The organism is Xylophilus sp. PBN-3R (genome assembly GCF_057747805.1).
Window position 1 is genome coordinate 3548785 of sequence record NZ_CM173225.1, and the last position, 24645, is coordinate 3573429.

The window sequence follows — 24645 nt, forward strand, 5'->3', positions numbered from 1 at the left end:
CGTCCATCGATTCATTGGTTTTCGTTGGAATACTGTTGAAAAACCCAGGAAAAGACCCTTCAAGCCAGTCGGCCGAAGGGCCTTGTCCAGATCATTTGCTGGGCCGGATCAGCAGGTATTGCGCCCAGTCGCCACGCCGCACCAGCACGTTGGCGACCTTGCTGCGGTCCAGCTTGGCGACGGCGGCCTCGAAATCCCTGACATTCGAAATTTCGGTATTGGCCACCGACAGGATCACATCGCCTTCCTTGACTCCGGCCCGGGCTGCCCCGTCGGAAGCTGACTCGACGCGCACGCCGCTCTTGAGCTTGAGTTCTTTCTTCTGCGCGGCGGTCAGGTCACTGACCACCAGGCCCAGCACCTTGCCGGCGGCCGATGGCTGCGGCTGTTTATCGGCTTTCGATGGCGTTGCAGGCGTCGCGGCGTCGTCCGCCTCGATCTCGGCCACCGTCACCGCCAGGTCGCGTGTGGCGCCTCGACGGAAGACGGTCAAGGTGCTTTTCGTGCCAGGCTTGGTGCCACCGACCAGCCGCGGCAAGTCGCTCGAACGGTCGATGGCCTTGCCGTCGAACTTGACGATGATGTCCCCTGCTTCGACGCCGGCCTTTTCAGCCGGAGACGCAGCCTGCACGCCGCGCACGAGCGCGCCACGTGCGGCCCCCAGTCCTAGGGATTCGGCGACCTCACGGCTGACCTGGTCGATCTCGACGCCGATGCGACCGCGCGAGACCCGGCCGGACTGGCGCAGCTGGTCGCTCACGCGAATGGCTTCGTCGATCGGGATGGAGAAGGAGATACCCATGAATCCGCCGGAACGGGAGTAGATCTGGCTGTTGATGCCAACGACCTCGCCGCGCATGTTGATCAGCGGGCCGCCCGAGTTGCCGGGGTTGATCGCAACGTCGGTCTGGATGAAGGGCAGGTAGTCGCCGGTGTCGCGCTGCTTGGCGCTCACGATACCGGCAGTGACAGTGTTTTCCAGGCCGAACGGCGAACCGATGGCCATCACCCATTCGCCGACACGCAGCTTGGCCAGATCGGGCGCGATGCGCACCGCCGGCAGGCCGGTCGCCTCGATCTTGACCACGGCGACGTCGGTGCGTTTGTCGGCACCGATGATCTTGGCCTTGAATTCGCGTTTGTCGGTCAGCGTGACGATGACTTCATCCGCACCGTCGACCACGTGGGCGTTGGTCATGACGTAACCGTCGGCCGTCAGCACGAAACCCGATCCGACGCCGCGCGGCTGCTCTTCGTCGGGCTGCGCCGGCTGCTGTCGGCGCGGGGTCTGGCCGCGCGGCGCAGCCTTCGGGACCGGAATGCCGAAACGCCGGAAGAACTCGAGCATGTCCTCGTCCATGTCGCCCATCTGCGGATTGGCGGTGACCTTTTCGAGCGTCCGGATGTTGACGACCGATGGCCCTACCTGTTCGACGAGGTCGGCAAAGTCGGACAAGGTACGAGCGACGACCGGCGCGGCAGGACCCGCCGGAGCCGCCTGGGCAAGGGCCGGCATCACGGGGGCGAGCGCGGCGGCACCGAAGGCCAGGGCCAGGAGTCCGCTGGCGGCACGCGCCTGCAGGGTACTGCGATCAATCTGCAACATCTTCACCTTCCAGCTGTGTGCCGGGCAATAAGTGCACGACACGGGAACACCGCCTTACGGACGCCTTTCGAGGTTGGCCGCAAAGGCATCGAGGGTCTGCGCCGGGACTTCTCCCATGGCCGTCACCCACCAATCGTTGGCCACGCGCCGGCCGACCATCTGGGTCATGCCGGCCGAGCTGCGCCATTCCTGGCGCGGCCGGCTGCCGTAGGGCTCTATGAAGAGCGATACGGTCGCCAGGCCGTCCGAGAAAATCCATTGCACTGCGCCGGCTGGTGCGGAGGCGGAGCGTTTGTAGCAATCCATCGGCTCGAAGCCCGGCACCGCCACCCGCACCAGCCAGCCCTCGGTTTCAGCCGAAGTACGAATACGCTGAAGCTTTTCGATTTGCCAGCCGGTCGTGTTGCCGATGGACTGCTGCATCTTGTCGGCCCGCAGCGGTGCGTCGAACTGCAGGTCGGAAAATGCAGCCTGCTCCAGCATGTGCCCCTGGCGATCGATGGTCTGCAGTTGCACCGCGAAACCGGTCTGGCGTTCGACCCAGAGACGGTAGCCGTAACGCAGGCCGTCGCGCGGCATCACCTGCATCACATCGGTATCGAAACCGGCCACACGTTCGGTGCCTGCCACATTGACCGAATAGAAGGAACCGAGGTCCGCTTCAGGTACCCGCGCGAGATGCGGGAACAGGCCGAAGCTGTCGCGTTGCTCAGAACGGGCCAGCCGGCTCTCGGGCAGGTAGGTGGTGACTTCGTTGTTGCGGCGGAAGACCAGCCGCGGTGTGCCGGTCAGCGCCTCCATGCGCTCATACTGCTGGCCTGTCGCGTCGGAAAGATGCCAGATGCGCGAACTGGCCATGGCGCCGTTCGCCGACAGCACGACGAAGGTGCCGACATAGGTCTTCTTGCGGCCGGCCTCGCGGGCCCGCTCGAGCACCGCGCCGATGGCGGCTTGCTCGGCGCGATGGGCACCGCCCCGCGAATTTGGAATGCCCCCCGCCGGCGCCGCTGCGATGACAGTCGTGAAGAACCCCAGCAGGCACAGCGCACCCACCGCTCGATGGCAAAAAGCTCGCAGGAACGTCGGGTTCATCAAGGCGGCAATGATTTGCGCAGGCAGGGGACGGATCTCCTCAGCGCGAAAAATCCTCTGTTACGCTGACGTTGCGCAAGAGGCGGACCTGGCTTTGAAGTGCCGCACCGCCGATGGCACGGTTGTGCGCGGCCAGCAATTCGTCCAGTTGTGCGTTGCGCAGCATGATGGGTGCGTTGTCGGCGGTAGACATGGCGACCTCCGGGGCGGAAGACGTGTCAGACCTGACTTGCTGGAAAACGCCGGCCGGAGCCGCAGTGCTTTCCTGGGCCAACAAGGCCGCGCCACCTGTCGGCGCCTGCAGCTGCAGGGTCTGCCAGCCGATGGCGGCCACGGCGGCCAGCGATGCAAAACCTGCCGCCAGCTTCCAGCGGAAGACGTCGGCGTTTGCTGCTGGCCGCCGAAGCGGCATCACTACCTGGCCAATCAGTTCGACCTTTTCCTGATCCGGGACACGCACCGGCACAGGTTCGTTGGCCAGGCGCGCCTCGATACGTTTCAAAAAATCCATGTCGCCACGGGCATCACCCAAGGCGTCGGAGCGAAGCACGTCACCGACCAGGTGGTAGCAATGCCACTGCGCGCGGGCTTCTTCGTCGTTTGCCAGCTGCTTCAGGGCCGACGCGAATTCATCGCCCCGCAACAGGCCGTCTGCCAGCGCGGAAATGCGGTCATCCTGAGGGGCTGAGGAAGGTCGTTGTTGGGTCATGGCTGCTTCCGGTGCGTTTTTTTCAGCTTCATCGAAACACCCTCACCAGCGTTTGCCGCTCTGGCTTTCCAGCAGCGGCCGAACCTTGGCGGAAATGGCCTCACGGGCCCTGAAAATGCGGGAACGAACGGTACCGATAGGGCAATTCATGGCTTCAGAAATTTCTTCGTAGCTCAAGCCTTCGATTTCTCGCAAGGTCACCGCCTGGCGCAAATCTTCGGGCAAGGACGCCATGGCGGCGTTGACCGTCTCGGCAATTTCCTTAGCGGCCATCACCGTTTCAGGTGTCTCGTCGGTACTTAGTTCGCGGTCCAGCACAGAAGTTTCATCGTCTTCGGATCCCGAACGCAAGGCGTTCTCCGAAATGACCGGATTGCGCCGCATGTCCACCAGCGACTTCTTCGCGGTATTTACCGCGATGCGATAGAGCCAGGTGTAGAACTGGGCGTCGCCGCGAAACTGGTGCAGCGCACGGTAGGCGCGGATGAACGTCTCCTGGGCGATGTCCTCGACCAGTTCGGCGTCGCGCACCATGCGTCCGATCAGGCGTTCGATGCGGCGCTGGTACTTGAGCACCAGCAGGCCATAGGCGCGCTGGTCGCCCGCCACGGTTCGCTGCACCAGCAGCAGATCGCTGTCGGTCGCCAGCGCGGGGCCGTCCGGGATATGCGGAACATCGGGGGTCACGGGCGTCTCAGGGATGTCGCTCATGTCACCCTCCCCGGCCCGGCCGCGACGGTTGCGCAGCGCAAGGAATGCCATGTCAGGGGCGATGCATCACGGTCGACCACCAGCCACTGCGACCGCTCGGCAGGAGGCGACACACGAACCACCATCAGAAACTGCAGGTCGACCACCACCGCCAAACGGGCGTCGAAGGCGGTTCTGGTGCTCCAGAATTGACCGTCCCAGGCGAGGTGATCAGGTCCGGCCTGCCACCAGTGCCGGGCAGCGAGCAGCCCAGTCATGACGGTCCAGGTCGCCACGATCAAACCCACATGCGACGGTGGCGAGGCCAGCATCAGCCAGCCCGTCACGGGCACGGCCCCCAAACACCACAGCAAGGCCAGCCATGCGCCGACCCGGTACGAGCGCAGCACCGGATGGATGACCGATGGGGCGCTGCGCATGTGTTCGTGGTTTTCAGGCGAAACGCTTGAAAACCAGCGAACCGTTGGTGCCGCCGAAACCGAAGTTGTTCTTCAGGGCCACGTCGATCTTCATGTCGCGCGCGGTGTTGGCGCAGTAATCCAGGTCGCAGGCAGGATCCTGTTCGAAGATGTTGATGGTCGGAGGGCTCTTCTGGTGATGCAGCGCCAGCACCGTGAAGACGCTTTCGATACCACCGGCGCCGCCCAGCAGGTGACCGGTCATCGACTTGGTGGAATTGACCACGGTCTTCCTGGCATGGTCGCCCAGCGCCGCCTTGATGGCGTTGGATTCGTTCAGGTCGCCGATCTGCGTCGAGGTGCCGTGGGCATTGACGTAATCGACCTGGTCCGCGTTGACACCCGCGTTGCGCAGTGCCATTTCCATGGAGCGCTGCGGGCCGCCCACGCTGGGCGAGGTGACATGGTAAGCGTCGGCGCTCATGCCGAAACCGGACAGTTCGGCGTAAATCTTGGCGCCACGCGCCTTGGCGTGTTCGTACTCTTCGAGCACCAGCACACCGGCACCTTCGCCGAGCACGAAACCGTCGCGATCCTTGTCCCACGGACGGGATGCGGTCTGTGGCGTTTCGTTGCGGGTCGACAGCGCGCGCGGTGCGGTGAAACCGCCGATGCCCAGCGGCGACACGGTGGCTTCAGCGCCGCCCGCGATCATCACGTCTGCGTCGCCGTATTCGATCATGCGGGCCGACAGGCCGATGGCGTGCAGGCCGGTGGTGCAGGCGGTGACCACGGCAACGTTCGGACCCTTGAAGCCGAAACGGATCGACACGTGGCCGGAAATCATGTTGATGATCGACGCGGGCACGAAGAACGGCGAAATACGGCGCGGGCCGCGATTTTCGAGTTCGGCATGGGTACGTTCGATCAGCGGCAGGCCACCGATACCGGAGCCGATGTTGCAGCCGATGCGGACCGCCTGGTCTTCGGTCAGGGCATCGCCGACGGGCAGTCCGCTGTCGCGAACGGCCTGCACGGCGGCGGCCACGCCGAGGTGGATGAAGCGGTCCATGTGCCGCGCTTCCTTCTCGGGCATGTACTCCGTCACATCGAAGCCTTTGACTTCGCCAGCAAATTTGCAGGCGAAGTTGCTCGCATCGAATTGGGTGATGAAGTCGATGCCGGGGGTTCCGGCAAGGATGTTGGTCCAGGCGTCTGCCACCGTGTTGCCCACGGGGGTGACGCAGCCCAGACCAGTCACGACGACGCGGCGACGGCTCATGCGAAGAAAACCTTTTTCAGGAAAGCGCAGAAAGAAATGGGGAGAGCAAGCCCTGAGGCCAGGCCACCCGGAAGAAACCCCAGCGAACGCCCGGCATCGCTGCCCGGTCGTGCCGCTGTTTCGTCCGGGGCTCTTAGGCCTTCTGGTGCGTGTTGGCGTAGTCGATTGCGTTCTGCACCGTGGTGATCTTCTCGGCGTCTTCGTCCGGAATTTCAATGCCGAATTCGTCTTCGAGTGCCATCACGAGTTCGACCGTGTCGAGCGAGTCGGCACCCAGATCGGCCACGAAGGCTTTTTCGCTGGTGACTTGGGACTCTTCCACGCCGAGTTGCTCGGCGATGATTTTCTTGACACGTGATTCGATATCGCTCATGGATTCCCTCTTAGGGTTGTAGATGAATCCGGGATTTTAGCCGGCGCGCCTGATAGGCCCGCGCAGTAGCCGCCCGGATCGAACGGCAAGGTATGTGCTCGACCGAAATCGGGCGTTCAGTTCATGAACATGCCGCCATTGACGTGCAGTTCCTGACCCGTGATGTACGCGGCTTGGGGGCTCGCCAGGAAGGTGACCGCATGGGCCACGTCTAGCGGCTTGCCGAGGTGACCCAGGGGAATCTGGCCCAGCAGCGCCTTCTGTTGCGCTTCGGGCAGGGCTGCCGTCATGTCGGTGTCGATGAAACCCGGCGCCACGCAGTTGACCGTGATGTTGCGCGAACCCAGTTCACGCGACAGCGCACGTGTCATGCCCGCCAGGCCGGCCTTGGCCGCCGCATAGTTGGCCTGGCCCGCATTGCCGGAAGCGCCGACCACGCTGGTAATGTTGACGATGCGGCCATAACGCTGCTTCATCATCGGACGGATGACGGCACGCGACAGGCGGAAAACCGCCTTCAGGTTGGTGTCGATCACCGCATCCCAGTCGTCGTCCTTCAGGCGCATGGCGAGGTTGTCGCGGGTGATGCCGGCGTTGTTCACCAGGATCTGCAAACCGCCGTGGACAGTGACGATCTCGTTGACCAGGGCTTCGAGCGCGGCCGAGTCGGTCACGTCCAGCATGCGGCCTTCGCCACCGCTCGCCCCCAGCGCAGCCGCAATGCGGTTGGCGCCGTCCTGCGACGTCGCGGTGCCGATGACCCTGACGCCCCGGCCCGCGAGTTCGGCCGCGATGGCAGCGCCGATGCCGCGGGTGGCGCCGGTCACCAGGGCGACCTGGCCGGCATAACTGATGTCGGACATGCTGTGAGTTTCCTAATTCGGATCAAGTGGGGAGTTTGACGGCCAGGGCGATCAACCGAGCGATGACCTGGTTTCGGCGAGCGTGGCCGGATCGTAAATGGCGCTGGCGACAAGACTCGCATCGATACGTTTCGTCATGCCGCTCAATACCTTGCCGGGTCCACATTCGACCACATGTGCAACACCGCGTTGCGCCAATGTGTGAATACATTCGACCCAACGCACCGGGCCGAAAGCCTGCCGGTACAGCGCATCGCGAATGGCGTCGGCGCTGCTTTCGAAGGCGACGTCGATGTTGTTCAGCACCGGGATCGACGGGATGGCGAGCGTGGTGGCCGCCAACTTCTCACGCAGCTTCTCGGCCGCGGGCTTCATCAGGCTCGAATGGAAAGGCGCGGAAACCGGCAACGGCAGGGCACGTTTGGCACCGGCGACCTTCAGGGCCACGCATGCCTGGTCCACCGCGGCCCTGGTACCGGCAATGACGGTCTGGCCCGGATCGTTGAAGTTGACCGCCTCGGCGGTTTCGACTCCGCCCAGGCTGGCCGTGACTTCCGCGCAGACTTCGGCCACGCGCGCCGGGTCCAGGCCCAGGATGGCCGCCATGGCACCGGTGCCGACCGGCACGGCCTCCTGCATGGCCTGCGCACGAAAGCGTACCAGTGGCGCGGCCTGTGCCAGCGTCAGCACCCCGGCTGCAACCAGGGCACCGTACTCGCCCAGCGAATGACCGGCCACTGCGACCGGATCGGCGCCGCCTTCGGCTTTCCAGGCACGCCAGGCGGCGACGCCGGCCACCAGCATCACAGGCTGGGTGTTGGTGGTCAGGCCGAGCGCCTCCTTGGGGCCTTCATGAATCAGTTTGGCAACGTCTTCGTTCAGCGCGTCAGAGGCTTCACGCAGCGTTTCGAGCACGGCCGGATGTTCGCCCCAGGCGTCGAGCATGCCGACGGATTGCGAACCCTGGCCCGGAAAAACGAAAGCAAACGATGTCATGGCGAGGAAATCCTGCTCAGAAAATTGGGATGGATGCCGGGTCGACCTGCGAGCCCGGCGGCTTGACCGTACGCGGGCTACAGCGTCAGCAGCACGGCGCCCCAGGTGAAACCGCCGCCCACGCCTTCGAGCATGACGTTATGCCCTGGCTGAACACGGCCTTCGCGCACCGCCACGTCGAGCGCGAGCGGAATCGAGGCGGCGGATGTGTTTCCGTGCTGATCGACCGTCACCACCAGCTTGTCGAGCGGGAGTTTCATGCGTTTGGCGGTACCTTGCATGATGCGGATGTTGGCCTGATGCGGAATCAGCCAGTCGATGTCGGCATCCGTCTTGCCGGCCTTGGCCAGCGCGGCACGGGCCGCGCTTTCCAGCACACCCACAGCCAGCTTGAACACGGCCTGGCCGTCCATCTTGAGCAAGGGATCGCCCAGCACGGAACCACCCGACACATGACCCGGCACGCAAAGGATGCCGACATGCCGGCCATCGGCATGCAGATCGCTGGAGAGGATGCCCGGCTGCTCGCTGGCTTCGAGCACTACCGCACCGGCGCCGTCGCCGAACAGAACGCAGGTGGTGCGATCGTTGAAATCGAGGATGCGGGAGAAGACTTCCGCGCCGACCACCAGTGCGCGCCTGGCCGCACCGGTCCTGATCATCGCGTCGGCCACCGTCAGGGCGTAGACAAAACCGCTGCACACGGCCTGCACGTCGAACGCGGGACAACCCAGGATGCTGCGCGCGGCTTCCGACGATTGCGCGAGCTTGTTCTGCAGGATGCAAGCCGTCGAAGGGAACACCATGTCGGGTGTGGACGTGGCGACGATGATCAGGTCGATGTCGGCGGCGGTCTTGCCGGCAGACTCGAGCGCACGCAGGCAGGCATGCAGGGCCAGATCACTGGCGGCCACATCGGGCGCCGCGAAATGACGTGCACGAATGCCGGTGCGCTCGACGATCCATTCGTCGGAAGTCTCGACGCCGCGGGCGGCCAGTTCGGCCGCCAGGTCGGCATTGGTCAGCCGGCGCGGCGGCAGGTAGCTGCCGGTGCCGACGATGCGGGAATAGGTGCTCATGTCGTGGTGCTGGCGTCGGCTGGCACGGGCTCACGATGCCCCAGCAGCGGCGCGGCGTGGGCGATACGGGCCTGCACTCGCTCGAGCAGGTTGTTGCGCGCAGCATCATAGGCGCGGTTGAGGGCCTGCTCGAATGCCATCTCGTCGGCGGAACCGTGGCTCTTGAAAACCAGGCCACGCAAGCCCAGCAGTGCAGCGCCGTTGTAGCGGCGGTAATCCATGCGGCGCTTGAGCGCAGCCAGCACCGGATAAGACACCAGGGCTGCCAGCTTGGTCAGCGGGTTGCGCGAAAATTCTTCCTTCAGGAAACCGACGATCACGCTGGCGAGGCCTTCGCTGGCCTTGAGCGCGACGTTGCCGACGAAACCGTCGCATACGACGATGTCGACCGTGCCCTTGAAGATGTCGTTGCCCTCGACGTTTCCGTAGAAATTGAGATCACCCAGGTTGCCGGCCGACCGCAGCAGTTCGCCGGCTTCCTTGATGACTTCACTGCCCTTGATGGCTTCCTCGCCGATGTTGAGCAAACCAACGCTGGGGTTTTCGTCGTCGTTCAGAACCGACGCCAGCGCCGAACCCATGACCGCGAACTGCAGCAGGTGTTCCGCGGTGCAATCCACGTTGGCGCCCAGGTCGAGCACGGTGGTGGCGCCGCCCTTGGCGTTGGGCATGCGCGTGGCAATCGCCGGGCGCTCTATCCCGTCGAGTGTCTTGAGCAGGTAACGCGCAATCGCCATCAGCGCACCTGTATTGCCGGCGGAAATGGCGACATGCGCCGCACCGTCCTTCACCTGACGGATAGCCACGCGCATGGACGAATCTTTCTTGCGGCGCAGGGCGATTTCGATCGAATCGTCCATCGACACCACCTCGGAGGCGGGAACGACAGTGGCGCGCGGATGCGAAAAACCTGCCAGCCTGTCGGGTTGACCGACGAGCAGCAGCCTCACATCGGAATGGTGCGCCAGGAACTGCTTGCAGGCAGCCAGGGTGACACGTGGACCGTGGTCACCCCCCATGCAATCAACGGCCAGCGTGATCATGAACGGAGACCCCTGAGCCAGCACCTGCGCAAAAACAGCGCGGCGCAGCAAGACATAAAAGAGACAACCATCAAAAACGAAGGCCCGGGCTACGAGAAAAGTAGCGCGGGCCTAGGCTGCGGAGGCGATCAGGCTTCGGACTTGTTCTTCAGGACCTGGCGGCCACGGTAGAAACCGTTCGGGCTGATGTGGTGGCGCAGATGGATTTCGCCGGTGTTGGTTTCGACTGCGATGCCCGGCACGGTCAGCGCGTTGTGCGAGCGGTGCATGCCACGCTTGGACGGGGACTTCTTGTTTTGCTGAACTGCCATGATGGCTCCTGAATTCGGTAGGTGGGTCGGGTGCGCTTTAAGACCGTCAGGAGGTTTTTGCCAAATTTCCCTAGGAAACCCGACCCAAACCCGCATTTATCCAGCCTCAAGAAATTGCGCGTAGCCAATGATTATAGCCTGCGCTCAAAAACTAGCCAAGCTTGCCCTTGTTCAAGCCTGCCAGGATCGCAAAAGGGTGGGACCGTTCTTCTTCGGCAGCGGCGAAGGCCGCATCCTCGACGACCGCCGGCAAGGCCACGGGACATACCTCGTGCAGCGGAACAGGCGGCAACGCCAGCAGCAGCTCGTCCTCGATCAATTCGTCCAGCGGGAAATCGCGGCGCAGCACCAGCAGGTCTTCCTCGGATTCGTCGTCTTCCGCTTCGGCGGTGCTTTCGTCGGCCACGAACCGGAAATCGGTCTCGAAGGCCACATGAACGTCGACCGGCGTCAGGCAGCGCTGGCAGGTCATCGGCAGCGAGGTTTCGCCAGACAGATGCAGCCAGGGCTCGCCGGCGCTGCCGGTTTTCTGGCGCCATTCGCCTGTCGCCTTCCAGGTCACGGCACGGCCGTCGGGCGAACCGGTGATGTCTTCCACCAGGCGGGCGTGACGGGACAGCGGGTCGGTCCCTTCGAGGCTGCCGCTGGAACGGGCAAAAGCCAGGATATCCAGGCTGTCGGGGCTCAAGTCTTTTTCCATGGAATCAGTGTAAGAGAATCGACGGATGTCCTTGCCACCCGCCAACCCAACCTCCGCCAGCCTTCTGTCGCGCCCATCCGGTGGACGCCGCCTGATCCTGGGGTCGACTTCCATCTACCGTCGCGAGTTGCTGCAGCGCCTGCGCCTGCCATTCGATGTCGTGTCACCCCATGTGGACGAAACACCACATGCCGACGAAGCACCCGAAGCCCTGGCCCGCCGCCTCGGCCTGGCCAAGGCGCGTGCGGTAGCCGCCCAACAGCCGGAAGCCGTCGTCATCGGCTCCGACCAGGTAGCCGACCTGGAAGGCGAGCCGCTGGGCAAACCCGGCGACCACCAGCGGGCGGTGCTACAACTGCGGCGCATGCGAGGCCGCACCGTGATCTTCCAGACTGCCGTCAGTGTCGTCTGCGCTGCGGCGGGATTCGAGGCCTCTGATCTCGCAAGCGTGCAGGTGCGGTTTCGCGAATTGACCGATGCCGAGATCGAACACTACCTGCGCGCCGAGCAACCCTACGACTGCGCCGGCAGCGCAAAAAGCGAAGGGCTGGGCATCAGCCTGCTGGAATCCATCCACAACGACGATCCCACTGCGCTGGTCGGCCTACCCCTGATCCGGACCTGCCGCCTGCTGCGCGCCGCGGGCATGGTGTTCTGATGGCCCACGGAAAACTCTATCTCGTTCCGGCACCGCTGGACTTCGGCTGCGCCGCCCAGGCCCCGCTGTCGGACGCCCTGCCCGACGCCACGCTGCGGCGGGCGTCGACCATCACCCACTGGATCTGCGAAAACGCCAAAAGCGCTCGCGCCTACCTGAAACGCATCGATGCCCTGCATCCGCTTGCCGCACCCCTGCAGGCCCAGACCATTCAGGAACTGCCGCGAGAGGTCCATAAAAAGGGCGACCACCACGGTGGATTCGATGCAAGACCACTGCTGGCCGCCGCGCTGCAAGGCCACGATGTCGGCCTGCTCAGCGAAGCCGGCATGCCCGCCGTGGCCGACCCCGGCTCATCCGTGGCCCGCGCCGCCCACGACCTGGGGCTGGCGGTGGTGCCGCTGGTCGGACCGGTATCGCTTCTCCTGGCCCTTGCCGCGAGCGGACTGAACGGGCAGAACTTCGCTTTTGTCGGCTACCTGCCGCAGGACGCCGTCGAGCGGGCCGAGAGGATCCGTGCGCTGGAATCGGTCGCCCTGCGCACCGGCCAGACCCAGCTGTTCATCGAGACGCCCTATCGCAATGCCGCATTGCTGCAGGGCCTGCTGGCGACGCTCCAGCCCAATGCACGCCTTTCGGTCAGCTGGGGACTGACATTGGCGGATGGCAATACCCGTAGCGCAGACGTCAAGACCTGGAAGCGGTCGACCGGAGGTCCGGACAACAGCACCCCGGCCGTGTTTGCCATCGGACGCTGAAAAGACCGCCGCGGAATTCAGCGGAAGGCGGGAATGCGGCCCAGGGCATGGACCGCGCCTTCGCCCATCGCCGCGCCAAACTTCTTGGCCAGACGTTCGGCGACGTTGTCGTGACGGGTGTAATCGACCACGTCTTCAGCCTTCACCACTTCACGCGCCACGTAATCCAGGCCACCCAGCTTGTCGGCCAGGCCCATGGCTACCGCCTGCTGGCCGGTCCAGAACAAACCACTGAAGGTCTCCGGCGTTTCCTTCAACCGGCTGCCGCGACCCTTGCGGACCACGTCGATGAATTGGGCATGGATCTGCGCCAGGATGTCCTGGGCATAACCCTTCTGCTTGTCGCTCATCGGGCTGAAGGGGTCCATGAAACCCTTGTTTTCGCCGGCGGTCAGCAGGCGGCGCTCCACACCCAGCTTGTCCATCAGGCCGGTAAAGCCGAATCCGTCCATCAGTACGCCGATGCTACCCACCACACTCGCCTTGTCGACGAAGATCTGGTCGGTACCGGCCGCGATGTAATAGGCGGCCGAGGCGCAACTTTCCTCGACGACCGCGTAGATGGGCTTCTTGTATTTGGCCTTGAGCCGGATGATCTCGTCGTTGATCATGCCGGCCTGCACCGGACTGCCGCCCGGCGAATTGATCAGCAGCACCACTGCCTGCGCGCCGTCGTCCTCGAAAGCACTGCGCATGGACGCATTGATGAACTCGGCACTCGCTTCGGCACCGTCTGCAATTTCACCCTTGACGTCGATCACCGCAGTATGGGGCGTCGTTTTGTCGGTGCTGGGTTGCGCCCGGTGCAGCAGCACCCAGCCGCCGACGACCAGCAGGACCAGCCACGAAAGCCGGACAAAGGTCTTCCAGCGCCGCGCGCTGCGCTGTTCGGTGATGGCGGAGAAAGCCAGCTTTTCGAGCGTGGCACGCTCCCAGTTCTGATTGTCGGACGCACGGCGGCCCGGCGGCGGGATCGGAGAGGCGGCCGGCGGGGGCGGCTCAGGCGGCTCCAGGGGGTCTCGGAAATCAGGATCGGACGACGACATCGCGTTAGAACTCGGCAGGTTTCAGGTTGTAGGCAGTATGCCAGCGGACCACGCCGTCGCTCTCGCTCAGTTGTATCGGCACCAGGCCGCCCCGGCAAGGGCCTCCGGCGCAGCTTCCGGTAGGCGGATCGAATGCGGCGCCATGGACATGGCACAACAGCCAGCGCCCGGTTTCGTCGAAAACACGGCCGCTGCGACCATCCATTTCCATCGCCACATGGCTGCAGCGGTTGAGATAGGCATAAGGCCGGCCGCGGTAACGGACTGCAAAGGCGGTACAGGTCAGTCCGGCATAACGGACATCGAAACCGACAGCCGTACCGCCGTCGCGCAAGTCGCCGCTGCGACACAGGGCAATGGCGGGCTCGTCGTCGTTCATTACGCGCCGCGCCCTGGTTTCGATCAGCCGTTGACGGCCAGCCAGGCGGTCAGGTCGGCGACCGAGTGCGCCACATGCAGAGGCCCGAGCGCACCGAATGCCTCCGGCGTATGGGCGCCGTAGCTGACCCCGACGCTGGCGCAACCCGCGTTTTTCGCCATCAGCAGGTCGTGGGTGGTGTCGCCGATCATCAGGATGCGCGGGTGCGGCACGCCGAGGTCGGCAGCCAGTTCGTTGAGCATCAGCGGGTCGGGCTTCCCGGCGGTTTCGTCGGCGGTGCGCGACGCATCGAAGACGCCGCGCAATTCCACCGATTCCAGCGCTTCGTCCAGCCCACGCCGGCTTTTGCCGGTGGCCACCGCCAGCAGATGGCCTCGCTGCTTCAGCGCCACCAGCAAGGGCAGCACGCCTTCGAACAGGCTCAGGTCGTCGTGATGCTTGCGGTAATGGTGGCGATATCGCTCGCCAAGTTGCGGATACCGCTCGGCAGGGACATCCGGCGCCGCATGCGCCAGCGCCTGCCCCAGGCTCATGCCGATGACATAAGCGGCCGCGCGGTCGTCGGGCACCGTGCCGCCGACATCTCTCACCGCTGCCTGTATGCAGCGCACGATGATGCCGGTCGAGTCGTAGAGCGTGCCGTCCCAATCAAAGGCGATGAGATCGAAACGCAGCGGAGGAGAAGCAGGAGAATCGAGGAGAGACATGTGCCTCGACTATAAAACCCGCGGCGGCGTATTCGATGACGGCTCCCATGCCGCCAGCTCCGTCGGCAGTTCGGCTTGCAGTGCAATCCGCTCGCCGGTCGACGGATGATCGAACTGCAGGCGCCAGGCATGCAGGAACATGCGGCCCAGCCCGGCCTTCTGCAGCCGGTGGTTCAGCTCGAAGTCCCCGTATTTGTCATCTCCCGCAATAGCATGGCCGCCGGCCGACAGGTGCACCCGGATCTGATGGGTACGGCCGGTTTTGATCGTCACTTCCAGCAGGCTCATGGCGGGCAGGCCTTTTTCCTGGCGCGGCGGCGCGGTAGAACGCACCTTGACCAGCGTGAGTGCGCGCATCGCGTCGGGGTCGTCAGCCGTCGTCACCTTCACACGCCGCTCGCCGTCGGGCAGCAGGTATTTGCGCAAGGGCTGGTCCAGCACCTTTCGCCGTGCCGGCCACGTGCCGCCGACCAGGGCCAAGTAGGTCTTGTCGGTGGCACGCTCACGGAACTGGTCCTGCAGTTTCGTCAGCGCCGAACGTTTCTTGGCCACCAGCAGGATGCCGGACGTATCCCGGTCCAGCCGATGCACCAGTTCGAGAAACCGCGCTTCCGGCCGTGCACGGCGCAGCTGTTCGATGACACCGAAACTGACGCCGCTGCCGCCATGCACCGCCGTGCCTGCGGGCTTGTCGATCGCCAGCAGAAAGTCGTCTTCGTACAGAGCCTGAAATTCGCGCGGCGGCACGGCGCGGATCGCATCGTCGGTGGGTTCGGGCGATGTGCGCACCGGCGGCAGCCGGATGGCGTCACCCGACTGGACACGTGTATCAGCCGCAGCCCGGCCTTTGTTCACCCGCACCTCACCGCTGCGGATGATCCGGTAGACATGGGTCTTGGGCACACCTTTCAGGTGCCGCATCAGAAAATTGTCCAGGCGCTGTCCGGAAGACTCTTCATCGACTGTCACGATTTTCGCGTTGGGTGCCGCCGCTGCGTTTTTGCCCCCTATAATGTCTTTCACCGTGTGCGCCGTAAGTGGTTGATTTCCCTGGAGTTTAGTCCAGTCACCACGACAAGGCACACGGCAGGTCGATGCTACTTGCGGCTCTGCCGGAATCGATTGCCAGGGTTTCCACTGACACCTCACGCATCCCTCCGCAGACCCGCCGGGCGAGCCGACTCCTTGAAACACCCGAACCGGAATACCAACCGGCCCGCGTCGCGCCCCATTCGGCCGCTGCCGGCCGGCGGATCTAGCGAGATTTCCCCCGTGTTGATGGCATTGCTTTCCTCCCTCTGGCGCTGGCTGATGCCGCTGCCCGCGGGTGCGACTGCATCTGCCCCGACCGTCGTGTGGGCCGAAGGCGCCCACCCTGCCGCTCCATCGCTGCAGCGTCCGCCCCTCGCACCCATCCACGAGCCCCCACCCCGTCGACCCGGCTGAAAAGCTTCCGGTCGCCGCGGTTTCACGGCTATTCCCCGTTCGTTTCAGGCGTCTGCTCGGCATCGTTGGCCCATCCAGGGCATGTTCCGGTCTTCCGGTACGGCAACGGCGCCGCCATTTCAGGCGCGTCGTACCGGTGACCACTGATACGAAAAAAGGTACGCCTCATGAAGCGGATGTTGATCAATGCCACGCAGCCGGAAGAACGCCGCCTGGCCATCGTCGACGGGCAGAAACTGCTCGACTACGAGATCGAAATCGAAGGGCGCGAACAGCGCAAGGGCAACATCTACAAAGCCGTCGTCACGCGGGTCGAGCCTTCGCTCGAAGCCTGTTTCGTCGATTACGGCGAAGACCGCCACGGCTTCCTGCCGTTCAAGGAAATCTCCCGCCAGTACTTCGCCCCCGGTGTCCCTGCAGGCCAGGCACGCATCAACGAAGTGATCCGTGAAGGCCAGGAACTGCTGGTGCAGGTCGAGAAGGAAGAACGCGGCAACAAGGGTGCCGCCCTCACCACTTTCATCAGCCTCGCCGGCCGGTACGTGGTGCTGATGCCCAACAACCCGCGCGGCGGTGGCGTATCGCGCCGCATCGAGGGCGAAGACCGGGCGGAGCTCAAGGAGAACATGGACCAGTTGGAATATCCCAACGGCATGTCCATCATCGCCCGCACCGCCGGCATCGGTCGCAGCGCGCCCGAACTGCAGTGGGACCTGAACTACCTGCTCAAGCTCTGGACGGCAGTCGACGGCGCCTCCAAGGGTGCCAAGGGCGCGTTCCTGATCTACCAGGAATCCAGCCTCGTCATCCGCGCCATCCGTGACTACTTCAATCACGACATCGGCGACATCCTGATCGACACCGACGACATCTACGAGCAGGCGCACCAGTTCATGGCGCACGTCATGCCCGAGCATGCCGGCCGCGTGAAGCGCTACCGCGACGACGCGGCGCTGTTCAGCCGCTTCCAGATCGAACACCAGATCGAATCGGCCTACGCACGCACCGTGCAGCTGCCCTCCGGCGGCGCCATCGTCATCGATCACACCGAAGCACTGGTGTCCATCGACGTCAACTCGGCGCGCGCCATCAAGGGCAGCGACATCGAAGAGACCGCCACCCGCACCAACCTCGAAGCCGCCGACGAAGTGGCCCGCCAGATGCGCCTGCGCGACCTGGGCGGCCTGATCGTCATCGACTTCATCGACATGGACGAGAGCAAGAACCGTCGGGAGGTCGAAAACCGCCTGCGCGACGCCTTGCGCCAGGATCGTGCACGTGTGCAGTTCGGCACCATCAGCAAGTTCGGCCTGATGGAAATGAGCCGCCAGCGCCTCAAGCCGGCACTGTCCGAAGGTTCGTCCATCCCCTGCCCGCGTTGCGGCGGCGCCGGTCACATCCGCGACACCGAAAGCTCCGCCCTGCAGACGCTGCGGATCATTCAGGAAGAGTCCATGAAGGACAACACCGCAGCCGTGCATGTACAGGTTCCGGTCGAGGTCGCGTCCTTCCTGCTGAACGAAAAGCGCAACGAAATCACCAAGATCGAACTGAAGCAGCGCGTCAACGTGATGCTGGTGCCCAACAAGTCGCTCGACACGCCGCATTACAAGCTGGAGCGCCTGAAGCACGACGACCCGCGCCTCGACAACATCGAAGCCAGCTATTCGCTGGCCGAAGTGGTCGAGGACCCGACCGCCATCACCCGCCGCTCGCAAGAGCCGACCAACCGCCAGACGCCTGTCATCAAGGGCGTGCTGCCCGATGCACCGGCACCTCAGGCCGCGGCACGCCCGGCACCGGCTGCCGCACCCGTGCCTGCGCCTGCGCCGGCGGCGGCACCCGCCGCGCCAGCAGTCGAAGTCGGCTTCTGGGGCTGGCTGAAGAGTCTCTTCGCCGCCGATCCCGCACCGGCTCCAGCTCCGGTCGCCGCACCGGTGGCCGCACCGGCACCTGCCAGCGACGAGCGCCGTGGCAACCGTGGCGGCAGCCGTCGTGACGGCCGTGGCGACAGTCGGGGCGAGGGCCGCGGTGAAGCTCGTGATGGCCGTGGCGAAGGCCGCGGCGGTCGTCGCGAGGGCCGTGGCGGCGAAGGCCGCACCGAGGGCCGTCCGGAAGGCCGTGGCGAAGGTCGTCCCAACGAAGCCCGCGGTGAACGCGGTACCGAGGGCCGCGGCGAACGCGCCGAGCGCCCCGAACGCAACGACCGTGGCGACCGCAACGAACGCGGTGAAACCCGCGCACCGCGTGGCGATCGTCCGCCGCGTGAACCGGGTCGCCTGAACGGCCGTGGCCCGCGTGACGGCGAACGCCTGGCACCGGCACCCGAAGCCGTGATCGACGCCGCCGCACTGGGTGCCGTCGGCGCCGATGCAGCGCTGGTCTCCGAAGAGCCGCGTCGCGACGAAGCTCCGCGCCGTGAACGTGGCGAACGCAACGAAGGCGGCCGTGGCCGAGGACGTGGTTCGCGCGGCCCTCGCACCGAAACCGGTGCGGACAACCAGGCTCCGGCCGAAGACAACCTGACCGAAGGCGCGAATGCTCCGGTGCAGGTCATCGACGGTCAGAACGAAGGTGCGCCACCCTCCGCGCCGGCGCAGGACGGTGACCGTCCCCGCCGTTCGCGTGACCGCTACGGCCGCGAGCGTCGTGAACGTGGTGATCGTCCGGAGCGTGGTGACCGTGCCCAGGCCGACGGTTCGGAAGCTCCGGTGGCCGACGCCGCCGAGCACGCCGCGCCGTCGCAGGGCGGCATCTTCGACGCCTTCCGCGCGCCTCCCGCTCCGGCGGAAACCGTACTGAACGGCACCGACAACATCGTCGACCCGGCCCCCGCACCGCAGGCAGACGATGCAAACGCCCGTCCGCCGCGTGCCCGCCGTGAACGCGGTGAGCGTGGTGACCGCGCCGAGCGTGGCGAACGCAGCGAGCGTCCGGCACGCCAGGAAGCGCCTTTGGTCAGTGCAGAGGCATTGCCCCAGGAAAGCGCCGTGGCACCGGTCGCCGCAGCGCCGGTCGCGTACAGCGCTCCGGTGGCGGCTCCGGAACCGGTGGCTGCAGCGGCAGTGACGCAAGCAGCGCCGGTATTCGAGGCTCCGGCCCCGGCCCCGGTGGCAGCGCCTGTCGCAGTCGTTGCGACGCCTGTGATCGACCCCGCGCCGGTTGCTATCGTGGCAGCCCCGGCGGCGCCGGCGGCGTTCGTGCTGCCCATCGCCGATCTGGTGAAGATCGCCGAAAGCAGCGGCCTGCAGTGGGTCAACTCCGATGCCGGCAAGATCGCCGCCGCGCAAGCGGTGATGGCCGCCGAGCCCCAGCCGGTCCGGGTGCCGCGCGAGCGCGCACCGGCCGTGGTGCTGGACGACGGTCCGCTGGTGCTGGTCGAAACCCGCCGCGACCTGGCCGACATGAAGCTGCCCTTCGAGCAAGCTTCCGGACAGACGCAAGGCTGATGCGCCACAAGCCCCGCGACGGCACATCGGCTGTCGTGGCGGCGACAATGCGGTCCATCCGGACGCCCGCCTGACCGGCGGGCGTTTTTCATTTCCGGCACCGCTTCCATGCAGCGCCGGGCTCCCATCCTCCTGCTGCCTTCGACCGCGATGCTGTTCCTGCTCTCCCCCGCCAAGTCGCTCGACTACGAAACGCCGGCCCCTGCCGACCTGCCCGCCACCACGCCGCAGTTCGTGCCGCAGTCACGCCAACTGATCGAGGTGCTGCGGCAGCAGTCGCCGCAGCAGATCGCATCGCTGATGTCGCTGTCCGATCCGCTGGCGGCGCTGAACGTGGCGCGTTACCAGGCCTGGTCGCCGCGTTTCACCGACAAGAATTCCAAGCAGGCCGTGCTGGCGTTCAACGGCGATGTGTACGAAGGCCTGGACGCCAAATCACTTTCAGCCGAAGACCTGGACTGGGCGCAGGCGCACATCGCCATTCTTTCGGGCCTTTACGGCGTGTTGCGGCCGCTCGACCGGTTGCAGCCTTACCGCCTTGAAATGGGCACCCGGCTGGCGACCGACGCCGGCTCCGACCTCTATCGTTTCTGGGGCAGCCAGCTGAGCGAACACCTCAACGGCCAGCTGCGCGCCGACCGCACGCCGGTGGTGATCAACCTGGCCTCTCAAGAATATTTCAAGGCCGTCGACACGCGGGTGCTGAAGGCGCGGGTAGTCGAATGCGTGTTCCAGGAATGGAAGTCCGGTGTCTACAAAATCATCAGTTTCCACGCCAAACGCGCACGCGGCCTGATGGCGCGCCATGCCATCGAGCAACGCTTGCAAACACCAGATCAGTTGAAGGGCTTCACACTGGAAGGCTATGGTTTCGATGCGGCCGCTTCCGCACCCGACCGCCTCGTGTTCCGTCGCAAGACGGTCTGATACTCCTTCGCCCCTTTCGGCAATTCCGACTTCAGAGCTGACGATGACGACTGATTCCGCCCAACCCACACAGGCCATCACTCCAGAGCTGCGGCAATGGATCGTTGCCCAGGCCGAGGCCGGTTTTGCCGCGCCGGTCATCCTGCAGTCCATGGTCGACGCCGGCTGGCAGGAAGAAACCGCCGCGCAGGCGATGGAGTCCACCCTGCGCAGCCATCTCGCCGCGGCACATGCCATTCCGGCAGCGTCGTCAAACGCGTCCGCCATGCCCGCCGGCGTCACGGTTCCGGCCCCGGCCATCGACGATTCGCCGCTCTATATCGACGTCGGTGATCGGCAGGTGCATGTACTGCAGGTCATCACTTCGCCGCGGGTGGTGGTGTTCGGCAACCTGCTGTCGGACGCCGAATGCGACGAACTCATCGCCGAAGCCGAGCCGCGCATGAAACGCTCGCTCACCGTGTCCATCAAAACCGGCGGCGAGGAAGTCAATGCCGATCGCACCAGCGACGGCATGTTCTTCGCACGCGGCGAAACGCCGGTGGTCCAGGCCCTGGAACGCCGCATAGCCCAGCTGGTGCAATGGCCGGTGCTGAACGGCGAAGGCCTGCAGGTGCTGCATTACCGCCCGGGCGCCGAATACAAGCCGCATTACGACTACTTCGACCCCGACGAACCCGGCACGCCCAGCATTCTCAAGCGCGGCGGCCAGCGGGTCGCCACGCTGGTGATCTACCTCAACGAGCCGCAGCGCGGCGGCGGCACCACCTTCCCGGACATCAACCTGATCGTGGCACCCAAACGCGGCAACGCAGTGTTCTTCAGCTACGACCGCCCGCACCCGGCCACCCGCACGCTGCACGGCGGCGCGCCGGTGATCGAGGGCGAAAAGTGGATCGCCACCAAGTGGCTCCGCGAAGGCGAATTCCATTGAACGAATCCATGACATCGACCCCCAACACCGCCGAGCAATCCTTGCTGGGCAAGGCCACTCCCTACGCCACGCAGTACGACCCCGCCCTGCTCTATCCGCTGCCACGCGCCGGCAAACGGGCCGAGATCGGCATCGATGGCGCTCCTCCGTTTTTCGGCGCCGACCTGTGGACCGCGTTCGAGGTCAGCTGGCTCAACCTGCGCGGCAAGCCGCAGGTGGCCATCGCCCACATCACCGTGCCTTGTGAAACACCCAACATCGTCGAAAGCAAGTCTTTCAAGCTCTACCTGAACAGCTTCAACGACAGCCGTTTCGAAAGCGCCGACGAAGTGCGCAGCCGCATCCGCACCGATGTGTCGGAAGCGGTATGGCGCGGTGCCGAACATCCGTCGACCATCGGCGTACGCCTGGTGCTGCCCGAAGAGTTCGGCCGCGAACGCATTCAGCCGCTGGAAGGCCTGAGCCTCGACCGCCTCGACATCGAATGCGACCGCTACACACCAGCCCCCGAACTGCTGGCCGCCGCGTTCGACCAGGCGCCGGTGACCGAAACCCTGGTCAGCCACCTGCTGAAGAGCAACTGTCTGGTCACCAGCCAACCCGACTGGGGCAGCGTTCAGATCAGCTACAGCGGCCCGCAGATCGAACAGGAAGGCCTGCTTCAATACCTGGTGAGCTTTCGCAATCACAACGAATTCCACGAGCAATGCGTCGAGCGCATCTTCATGGACATCTGGACCCGCTGCAGGCCGGTCAAGCTGGCCGTGCTGGCGCGCTACACACGCCGCGGCGGCCTCGACATCAATCCCTTGCGCACCAGCCATCCCCAGGCGCTGCCGGGCAACACACGCACGGCGCGTCAATAAACGGTGTTCGCGGCAATGCCCGAAACCTCGGTGGCAGACGTGTCTTTTGACATGCCGCCGCTGGCGATGCCGCTGATACACTGGCTGGTTAATGGCTGATCTGTCCCCGTTGCAACCCGCGGCACCACTGCCCAACGTCACACTGGAGAGCTGCGACCGCGAGCCCATCCATATTCCGGGGGCCATCCAGTCGCACGGTTTGCTGCTGGCCTTCGACGCGCAGCGCCGTCTGCGTTACGCCAGCACCAATGCCATCCATCTGCTGGGCAGCCTGCCGGCATTGGGTGAAGCGCTCGCCCACTCCCACCTGCACGCCTGCGCCGACATCCACAACCTGCTCGACGATGCCTTCGCGCCAGACGCAGGGGAAGCCATCCTTCCCCTTTCGGGCGAAATCAGCCTGCAGGGTGACGAATACGACCTGATCCTCCACCAGGCCGGTGCACTGCTGGTGGCCGAATTCGAGCGGCGTGTGCAGCCGGCAGACGAACTGACCAGTTTCGCGCTAAAGGCGCACCGCGCCATGGACCGGCTCAAGCGCCAGCGCTCCATCGACAGCCTGCTGTCGATGGCCACCGAAGACATTCGCCAGCTGACAGGTTTCGACCGCGTGATGGCTTATCGATTCAGGCCGGACGACAGCGGCGAGGTGGTGGCCGAATCGGTCGATGAACGCCTGGAACCCTTCATCGGCAGGCGTTATCCCGCTGGCGACATTCCCGCCCAGGCGCGCCGCCTTTATGTGGTCAACACGCTGCGCATGATCAGCGACATCGGCTCGGCCAGCGTGGCCGTCGACGGCGAGGCCGGCTCGCCGCCGCTCGACATGAGCCATGCAGTGCTGCGCTCGGTATCGCCGATCCACATCGAATACCTCCGCAACATGGGCGTGGGCGCTTCCATGAGTGTTTCCATCGTGGTCCAGGGCCGGCTGTGGGGAATGATCGCCTGCCACCACATGGCGCCTCGGCAGGTGCCGTATTCGGTGCGCATGGCCTGTGACGTCATCGCGCAGATCCTTGCCGCCAACGTGCAGACGCTCCTCACCCGCAGCCACGGCCAACGGGCCGAGGCCGCGACCACGCTGCGCGCACGCATGGTCGAAGACCTCCTGCATGCCGACGATCCGGTGCAGGCCCTCAAACCCCATGCGCCGATGCTGGCCCAGGTATTCGATGCGCATGCGGTGGTCATTGCCGAAGGCAACAAGCTCGGCGTCGAAGGGGAGCTGCCGGTTGAAACGGCCCGTGCCCTGGTGCGCTGGCTGGCCTTGCGCGAAGACCGGGCCGAGCCGCTGGTCACCTTTGACGCCGTCGATCAGTTTCCGGGCTATCTGCATCCCCTGCTCGACATCTGGTGCGGCGTGCTGGCCCTCTGTTTCGACCCGGCGGGTGACGGCTGGCTTCTGCTGTTGCGCAAGGAACAGGTCGAGACGATCAACTGGGGTGGCCGCCCCGAGAAAAACTACACCCACGGCCCCAACGGCCCGCGCCTCACCCCGCGCGGCTCGTTTGCACTGTGGCGCGAAACGGTGCACGGCACCGCCGAGGCCTGGGATGCGACCTGCGTGTCCATCGCCCGGCAGATGCTCGACGAGATGGCGCGCGCCACCTCGGCCCGGGTGGGTGAACTGCACCGCGCCCGCAACCAGTTGCTGGCCGTGCTGGGCCACGACCTGCGCGACCCGCTGCACTCCATCAGCATGGCTGCACGGGTTCTCGAAAAAGGGGCCGAACAACAAACCGGTCGTATCGGCCAGCGCATCCAGTCTTCCAGCAGCCGCATGCAGCGGCTGGTAAGCCAGGTGCTCGACATGTCGCGTCTGCAGGGCGGCCTGGGCCTGGGCCTGCAATTCCAGCCGACGCTGCTGGCGCCATTGATCACCGACCTGCTCGAAGAGGCTTCCATCGCGCAACCCGGCGTATCGTTCAGCCCCCATCTCGACCCTGAACTCATGGCCGATATCGACGCCGACCGCATGGCTCAGGTCATCACCAACCTGATCGGCAACGCGCGCCACCATGGCGCCCCGGGCGAGCCGGTTTCGGTGCTGCTGCGGGCGGCGGGCGACGATGGCGTCGAACTGCAGGTGCGCAACGTAGGCACCGCCATTCCAGAACCGCTGGCCGCCACGCTCTTCAACCCTTTCAAGCGCCAGTCACTGGGCAACGAACGCAATCGTTCGGGCCTCGGGCTGGGTCTCTACATCGCTCACCAGATCGTGCAGGGGCACGGTGGTCGCATCGATTATTCTTTCGAGGAACCGCAGGTCGTCTTCCGGGTGTTCCTGCCGTCCCGACACAGCGTTTAAG

At 65.1% G+C, this 24645-nt stretch carries 24 protein-coding genes; 7 read left to right on the plus strand and 17 right to left on the minus strand.

Going from position 1 to position 24645, the window contains the following annotated elements; translation table 11 throughout:
• Window positions 1-91 precede the first annotated feature (91 nt).
• From AC3ANW_RS16885 to AC3ANW_RS16945, 13 genes are all read right to left on the minus strand, one after another.
• The gene (locus AC3ANW_RS16885) at window positions 92-1606 is read right to left on the minus strand and encodes a DegQ family serine endoprotease (protein ID WP_488342003.1); all 1515 of its coding nucleotides are present in this window, start codon (window positions 1604-1606) and stop codon (window positions 92-94) included.
• A 54-nt stretch (window positions 1607-1660) separates the two neighbouring features.
• Complete coding sequence (locus AC3ANW_RS16890; RefSeq protein WP_488342004.1) at window positions 1661-2698, minus strand: MucB/RseB C-terminal domain-containing protein; 1038 nt, start codon at window positions 2696-2698, stop codon at window positions 1661-1663.
• Window positions 2699-2738: 40 nt separating this feature from the next.
• A complete protein-coding gene (locus AC3ANW_RS16895; protein ID WP_488342005.1) occupies window positions 2739-3407 on the minus strand; it encodes a sigma-E factor negative regulatory protein in 669 nt (222 codons plus the stop codon).
• A gap of 42 nt (window positions 3408-3449) precedes the next feature.
• Window positions 3450-4118: an RNA polymerase sigma factor RpoE gene (rpoE, locus tag AC3ANW_RS16900; RefSeq protein ID WP_488342006.1), complete on the minus strand. Its 669-nt coding sequence runs from the start codon at window positions 4116-4118 to the stop codon at window positions 3450-3452.
• Window positions 4115-4537 carry a hypothetical protein gene (locus AC3ANW_RS16905; RefSeq protein WP_488342007.1) on the minus strand — a complete coding sequence of 141 codons (423 nt, stop codon included), beginning with the start codon at window positions 4535-4537 and terminating at the stop codon, window positions 4115-4117. Before AC3ANW_RS16905 ends, rpoE begins: the two co-directional genes overlap by 4 nt.
• Before the next feature lie 13 nt (window positions 4538-4550).
• Window positions 4551-5798, minus strand: a complete 1248-nt coding sequence (fabF, locus tag AC3ANW_RS16910; RefSeq protein WP_488342008.1) for a beta-ketoacyl-ACP synthase II — start codon at window positions 5796-5798, stop codon at window positions 4551-4553.
• A gap of 133 nt (window positions 5799-5931) precedes the next feature.
• Window positions 5932-6171, minus strand: coding sequence for an acyl carrier protein (acpP, locus tag AC3ANW_RS16915; RefSeq protein WP_160551560.1), 240 nt, complete (start codon window positions 6169-6171; stop codon window positions 5932-5934).
• A 116-nt stretch (window positions 6172-6287) separates the two neighbouring features.
• Window positions 6288-7034: a 3-oxoacyl-ACP reductase FabG gene (gene fabG, locus AC3ANW_RS16920; protein ID WP_488342009.1), complete on the minus strand. Its 747-nt coding sequence runs from the start codon at window positions 7032-7034 to the stop codon at window positions 6288-6290.
• Window positions 7035-7085: 51 nt separating this feature from the next.
• Window positions 7086-8030, minus strand: a complete 945-nt coding sequence (fabD, locus tag AC3ANW_RS16925) for an ACP S-malonyltransferase (protein ID WP_488342010.1) — start codon at window positions 8028-8030, stop codon at window positions 7086-7088.
• A 77-nt stretch (window positions 8031-8107) separates the two neighbouring features.
• A complete protein-coding gene (locus tag AC3ANW_RS16930; RefSeq protein WP_488342011.1) occupies window positions 8108-9109 on the minus strand; it encodes a beta-ketoacyl-ACP synthase III in 1002 nt (333 codons plus the stop codon).
• The gene (gene plsX, locus AC3ANW_RS16935; RefSeq protein ID WP_488342012.1) at window positions 9106-10152 is read right to left on the minus strand and encodes a phosphate acyltransferase PlsX; all 1047 of its coding nucleotides are present in this window, start codon (window positions 10150-10152) and stop codon (window positions 9106-9108) included. Before plsX ends, AC3ANW_RS16930 begins: the two co-directional genes overlap by 4 nt.
• 128 nt (window positions 10153-10280) lie before the next feature.
• On the minus strand, window positions 10281-10463 hold the full coding sequence (gene rpmF, locus AC3ANW_RS16940; RefSeq protein ID WP_488342013.1) for a 50S ribosomal protein L32: 183 nt from the start codon (window positions 10461-10463) through the stop codon (window positions 10281-10283).
• A 151-nt stretch (window positions 10464-10614) separates the two neighbouring features.
• Complete coding sequence (locus AC3ANW_RS16945; RefSeq protein WP_488342014.1) at window positions 10615-11163, minus strand: YceD family protein; 549 nt, start codon at window positions 11161-11163, stop codon at window positions 10615-10617.
• 25 nt (window positions 11164-11188) lie between these two features.
• On the opposite strand from AC3ANW_RS16945, the gene AC3ANW_RS16950 reads away from it, so the two are divergent.
• Together AC3ANW_RS16950 and AC3ANW_RS16955 are read left to right on the plus strand one after the other, a co-directional pair.
• Window positions 11189-11821, plus strand: coding sequence for a Maf family nucleotide pyrophosphatase (locus tag AC3ANW_RS16950; protein WP_488342015.1), 633 nt, complete (start codon window positions 11189-11191; stop codon window positions 11819-11821).
• The gene (locus AC3ANW_RS16955) at window positions 11821-12579 is read left to right on the plus strand and encodes an SAM-dependent methyltransferase (RefSeq protein ID WP_488342016.1); all 759 of its coding nucleotides are present in this window, start codon (window positions 11821-11823) and stop codon (window positions 12577-12579) included. Before AC3ANW_RS16950 ends, AC3ANW_RS16955 begins: the two co-directional genes overlap by 1 nt.
• 17 nt (window positions 12580-12596) lie before the next feature.
• On the opposite strand, the gene AC3ANW_RS16960 is transcribed toward AC3ANW_RS16955, so the two are convergent.
• From AC3ANW_RS16960 to AC3ANW_RS16975, 4 genes are read right to left on the minus strand one after another with little or no spacing between them, the layout of a single operon-like run.
• The gene (locus AC3ANW_RS16960; RefSeq protein ID WP_488342017.1) at window positions 12597-13625 is read right to left on the minus strand and encodes a S49 family peptidase; all 1029 of its coding nucleotides are present in this window, start codon (window positions 13623-13625) and stop codon (window positions 12597-12599) included.
• A gap of 4 nt (window positions 13626-13629) precedes the next feature.
• The gene (locus AC3ANW_RS16965) at window positions 13630-14004 is read right to left on the minus strand and encodes a Rieske (2Fe-2S) protein (protein WP_488342018.1); all 375 of its coding nucleotides are present in this window, start codon (window positions 14002-14004) and stop codon (window positions 13630-13632) included.
• 23 nt (window positions 14005-14027) lie between these two features.
• On the minus strand, window positions 14028-14711 hold the full coding sequence (locus AC3ANW_RS16970; protein WP_488342019.1) for an HAD family hydrolase: 684 nt from the start codon (window positions 14709-14711) through the stop codon (window positions 14028-14030).
• Between the two features lie 9 nt (window positions 14712-14720).
• Window positions 14721-15734 (minus strand): RluA family pseudouridine synthase, encoded by a 1014-nt coding sequence (locus tag AC3ANW_RS16975; RefSeq protein WP_488342020.1) that lies wholly within the window; start codon window positions 15732-15734, stop codon window positions 14721-14723.
• 590 nt (window positions 15735-16324) lie between these two features.
• Between AC3ANW_RS16975 and AC3ANW_RS16980 the strand changes: the two genes are divergently transcribed.
• The 5 genes from AC3ANW_RS16980 to AC3ANW_RS17000 all read left to right on the plus strand — a co-directional run bounded on the left by AC3ANW_RS16980 (window position 16325) and on the right by AC3ANW_RS17000 (window position 24644).
• Window positions 16325-19606 carry an Rne/Rng family ribonuclease gene (locus tag AC3ANW_RS16980; protein ID WP_488342021.1) on the plus strand — a complete coding sequence of 1094 codons (3282 nt, stop codon included), beginning with the start codon at window positions 16325-16327 and terminating at the stop codon, window positions 19604-19606.
• 150 nt (window positions 19607-19756) lie between these two features.
• Window positions 19757-20533: a peroxide stress protein YaaA gene (gene yaaA, locus AC3ANW_RS16985; RefSeq protein ID WP_488345448.1), complete on the plus strand. Its 777-nt coding sequence runs from the start codon at window positions 19757-19759 to the stop codon at window positions 20531-20533.
• A 43-nt stretch (window positions 20534-20576) separates the two neighbouring features.
• A complete protein-coding gene (locus AC3ANW_RS16990; protein WP_488342022.1) occupies window positions 20577-21467 on the plus strand; it encodes a 2OG-Fe(II) oxygenase in 891 nt (296 codons plus the stop codon).
• Window positions 21468-21475: 8 nt separating this feature from the next.
• A complete protein-coding gene (queF, locus tag AC3ANW_RS16995) occupies window positions 21476-22333 on the plus strand; it encodes an NADPH-dependent 7-cyano-7-deazaguanine reductase QueF (protein ID WP_488342023.1) in 858 nt (285 codons plus the stop codon).
• A gap of 91 nt (window positions 22334-22424) precedes the next feature.
• Window positions 22425-24644 carry an ATP-binding protein gene (locus tag AC3ANW_RS17000; RefSeq protein WP_488342024.1) on the plus strand — a complete coding sequence of 740 codons (2220 nt, stop codon included), beginning with the start codon at window positions 22425-22427 and terminating at the stop codon, window positions 24642-24644.
• Window position 24645 lies beyond the last annotated feature (1 nt).

Bases quoted from the DNA above. Each gene is read 5' to 3' on its own strand.
- AC3ANW_RS16885 (WP_488342003.1), bottom strand. From the start codon at position 1,606: ATGTTGCAGATTGATCGCAGTACCCTGCAGGCGCGTGCCGCCAGCGGA.
- AC3ANW_RS16890 (WP_488342004.1), bottom strand. From the start codon at position 2,698: ATGAACCCGACGTTCCTGCGAGCTTTTTGCCATCGAGCGGTGGGTGCG.
- AC3ANW_RS16895 (WP_488342005.1), bottom strand. From the start codon at position 3,407: ATGACCCAACAACGACCTTCCTCAGCCCCTCAGGATGACCGCATTTCC.
- rpoE (WP_488342006.1), bottom strand. From the start codon at position 4,118: ATGAGCGACATCCCTGAGACGCCCGTGACCCCCGATGTTCCGCATATC.
- AC3ANW_RS16905 (WP_488342007.1), bottom strand. From the start codon at position 4,537: ATGCGCAGCGCCCCATCGGTCATCCATCCGGTGCTGCGCTCGTACCGG.
- fabF (WP_488342008.1), bottom strand. From the start codon at position 5,798: ATGAGCCGTCGCCGCGTCGTCGTGACTGGTCTGGGCTGCGTCACCCCC.
- acpP (WP_160551560.1), bottom strand. From the start codon at position 6,171: ATGAGCGATATCGAATCACGTGTCAAGAAAATCATCGCCGAGCAACTC.
- fabG (WP_488342009.1), bottom strand. From the start codon at position 7,034: ATGTCCGACATCAGTTATGCCGGCCAGGTCGCCCTGGTGACCGGCGCC.
- fabD (WP_488342010.1), bottom strand. From the start codon at position 8,030: ATGACATCGTTTGCTTTCGTTTTTCCGGGCCAGGGTTCGCAATCCGTC.
- AC3ANW_RS16930 (WP_488342011.1), bottom strand. From the start codon at position 9,109: ATGAGCACCTATTCCCGCATCGTCGGCACCGGCAGCTACCTGCCGCCG.
- plsX (WP_488342012.1), bottom strand. From the start codon at position 10,152: ATGATCACGCTGGCCGTTGATTGCATGGGGGGTGACCACGGTCCACGT.
- rpmF (WP_488342013.1), bottom strand. From the start codon at position 10,463: ATGGCAGTTCAGCAAAACAAGAAGTCCCCGTCCAAGCGTGGCATGCAC.
- AC3ANW_RS16945 (WP_488342014.1), bottom strand. From the start codon at position 11,163: ATGGAAAAAGACTTGAGCCCCGACAGCCTGGATATCCTGGCTTTTGCC.
- AC3ANW_RS16950 (WP_488342015.1), top strand. From the start codon at position 11,189: ATGTCCTTGCCACCCGCCAACCCAACCTCCGCCAGCCTTCTGTCGCGC.
- AC3ANW_RS16955 (WP_488342016.1), top strand. From the start codon at position 11,821: ATGGCCCACGGAAAACTCTATCTCGTTCCGGCACCGCTGGACTTCGGC.
- AC3ANW_RS16960 (WP_488342017.1), bottom strand. From the start codon at position 13,625: ATGTCGTCGTCCGATCCTGATTTCCGAGACCCCCTGGAGCCGCCTGAG.
- AC3ANW_RS16965 (WP_488342018.1), bottom strand. From the start codon at position 14,004: ATGAACGACGACGAGCCCGCCATTGCCCTGTGTCGCAGCGGCGACTTG.
- AC3ANW_RS16970 (WP_488342019.1), bottom strand. From the start codon at position 14,711: ATGTCTCTCCTCGATTCTCCTGCTTCTCCTCCGCTGCGTTTCGATCTC.
- AC3ANW_RS16980 (WP_488342021.1), top strand. From the start codon at position 16,325: ATGAAGCGGATGTTGATCAATGCCACGCAGCCGGAAGAACGCCGCCTG.
- yaaA (WP_488345448.1), top strand. From the start codon at position 19,757: ATGCTGTTCCTGCTCTCCCCCGCCAAGTCGCTCGACTACGAAACGCCG.
- AC3ANW_RS16990 (WP_488342022.1), top strand. From the start codon at position 20,577: ATGACGACTGATTCCGCCCAACCCACACAGGCCATCACTCCAGAGCTG.
- queF (WP_488342023.1), top strand. From the start codon at position 21,476: ATGACATCGACCCCCAACACCGCCGAGCAATCCTTGCTGGGCAAGGCC.
- AC3ANW_RS17000 (WP_488342024.1), top strand. From the start codon at position 22,425: ATGGCTGATCTGTCCCCGTTGCAACCCGCGGCACCACTGCCCAACGTC.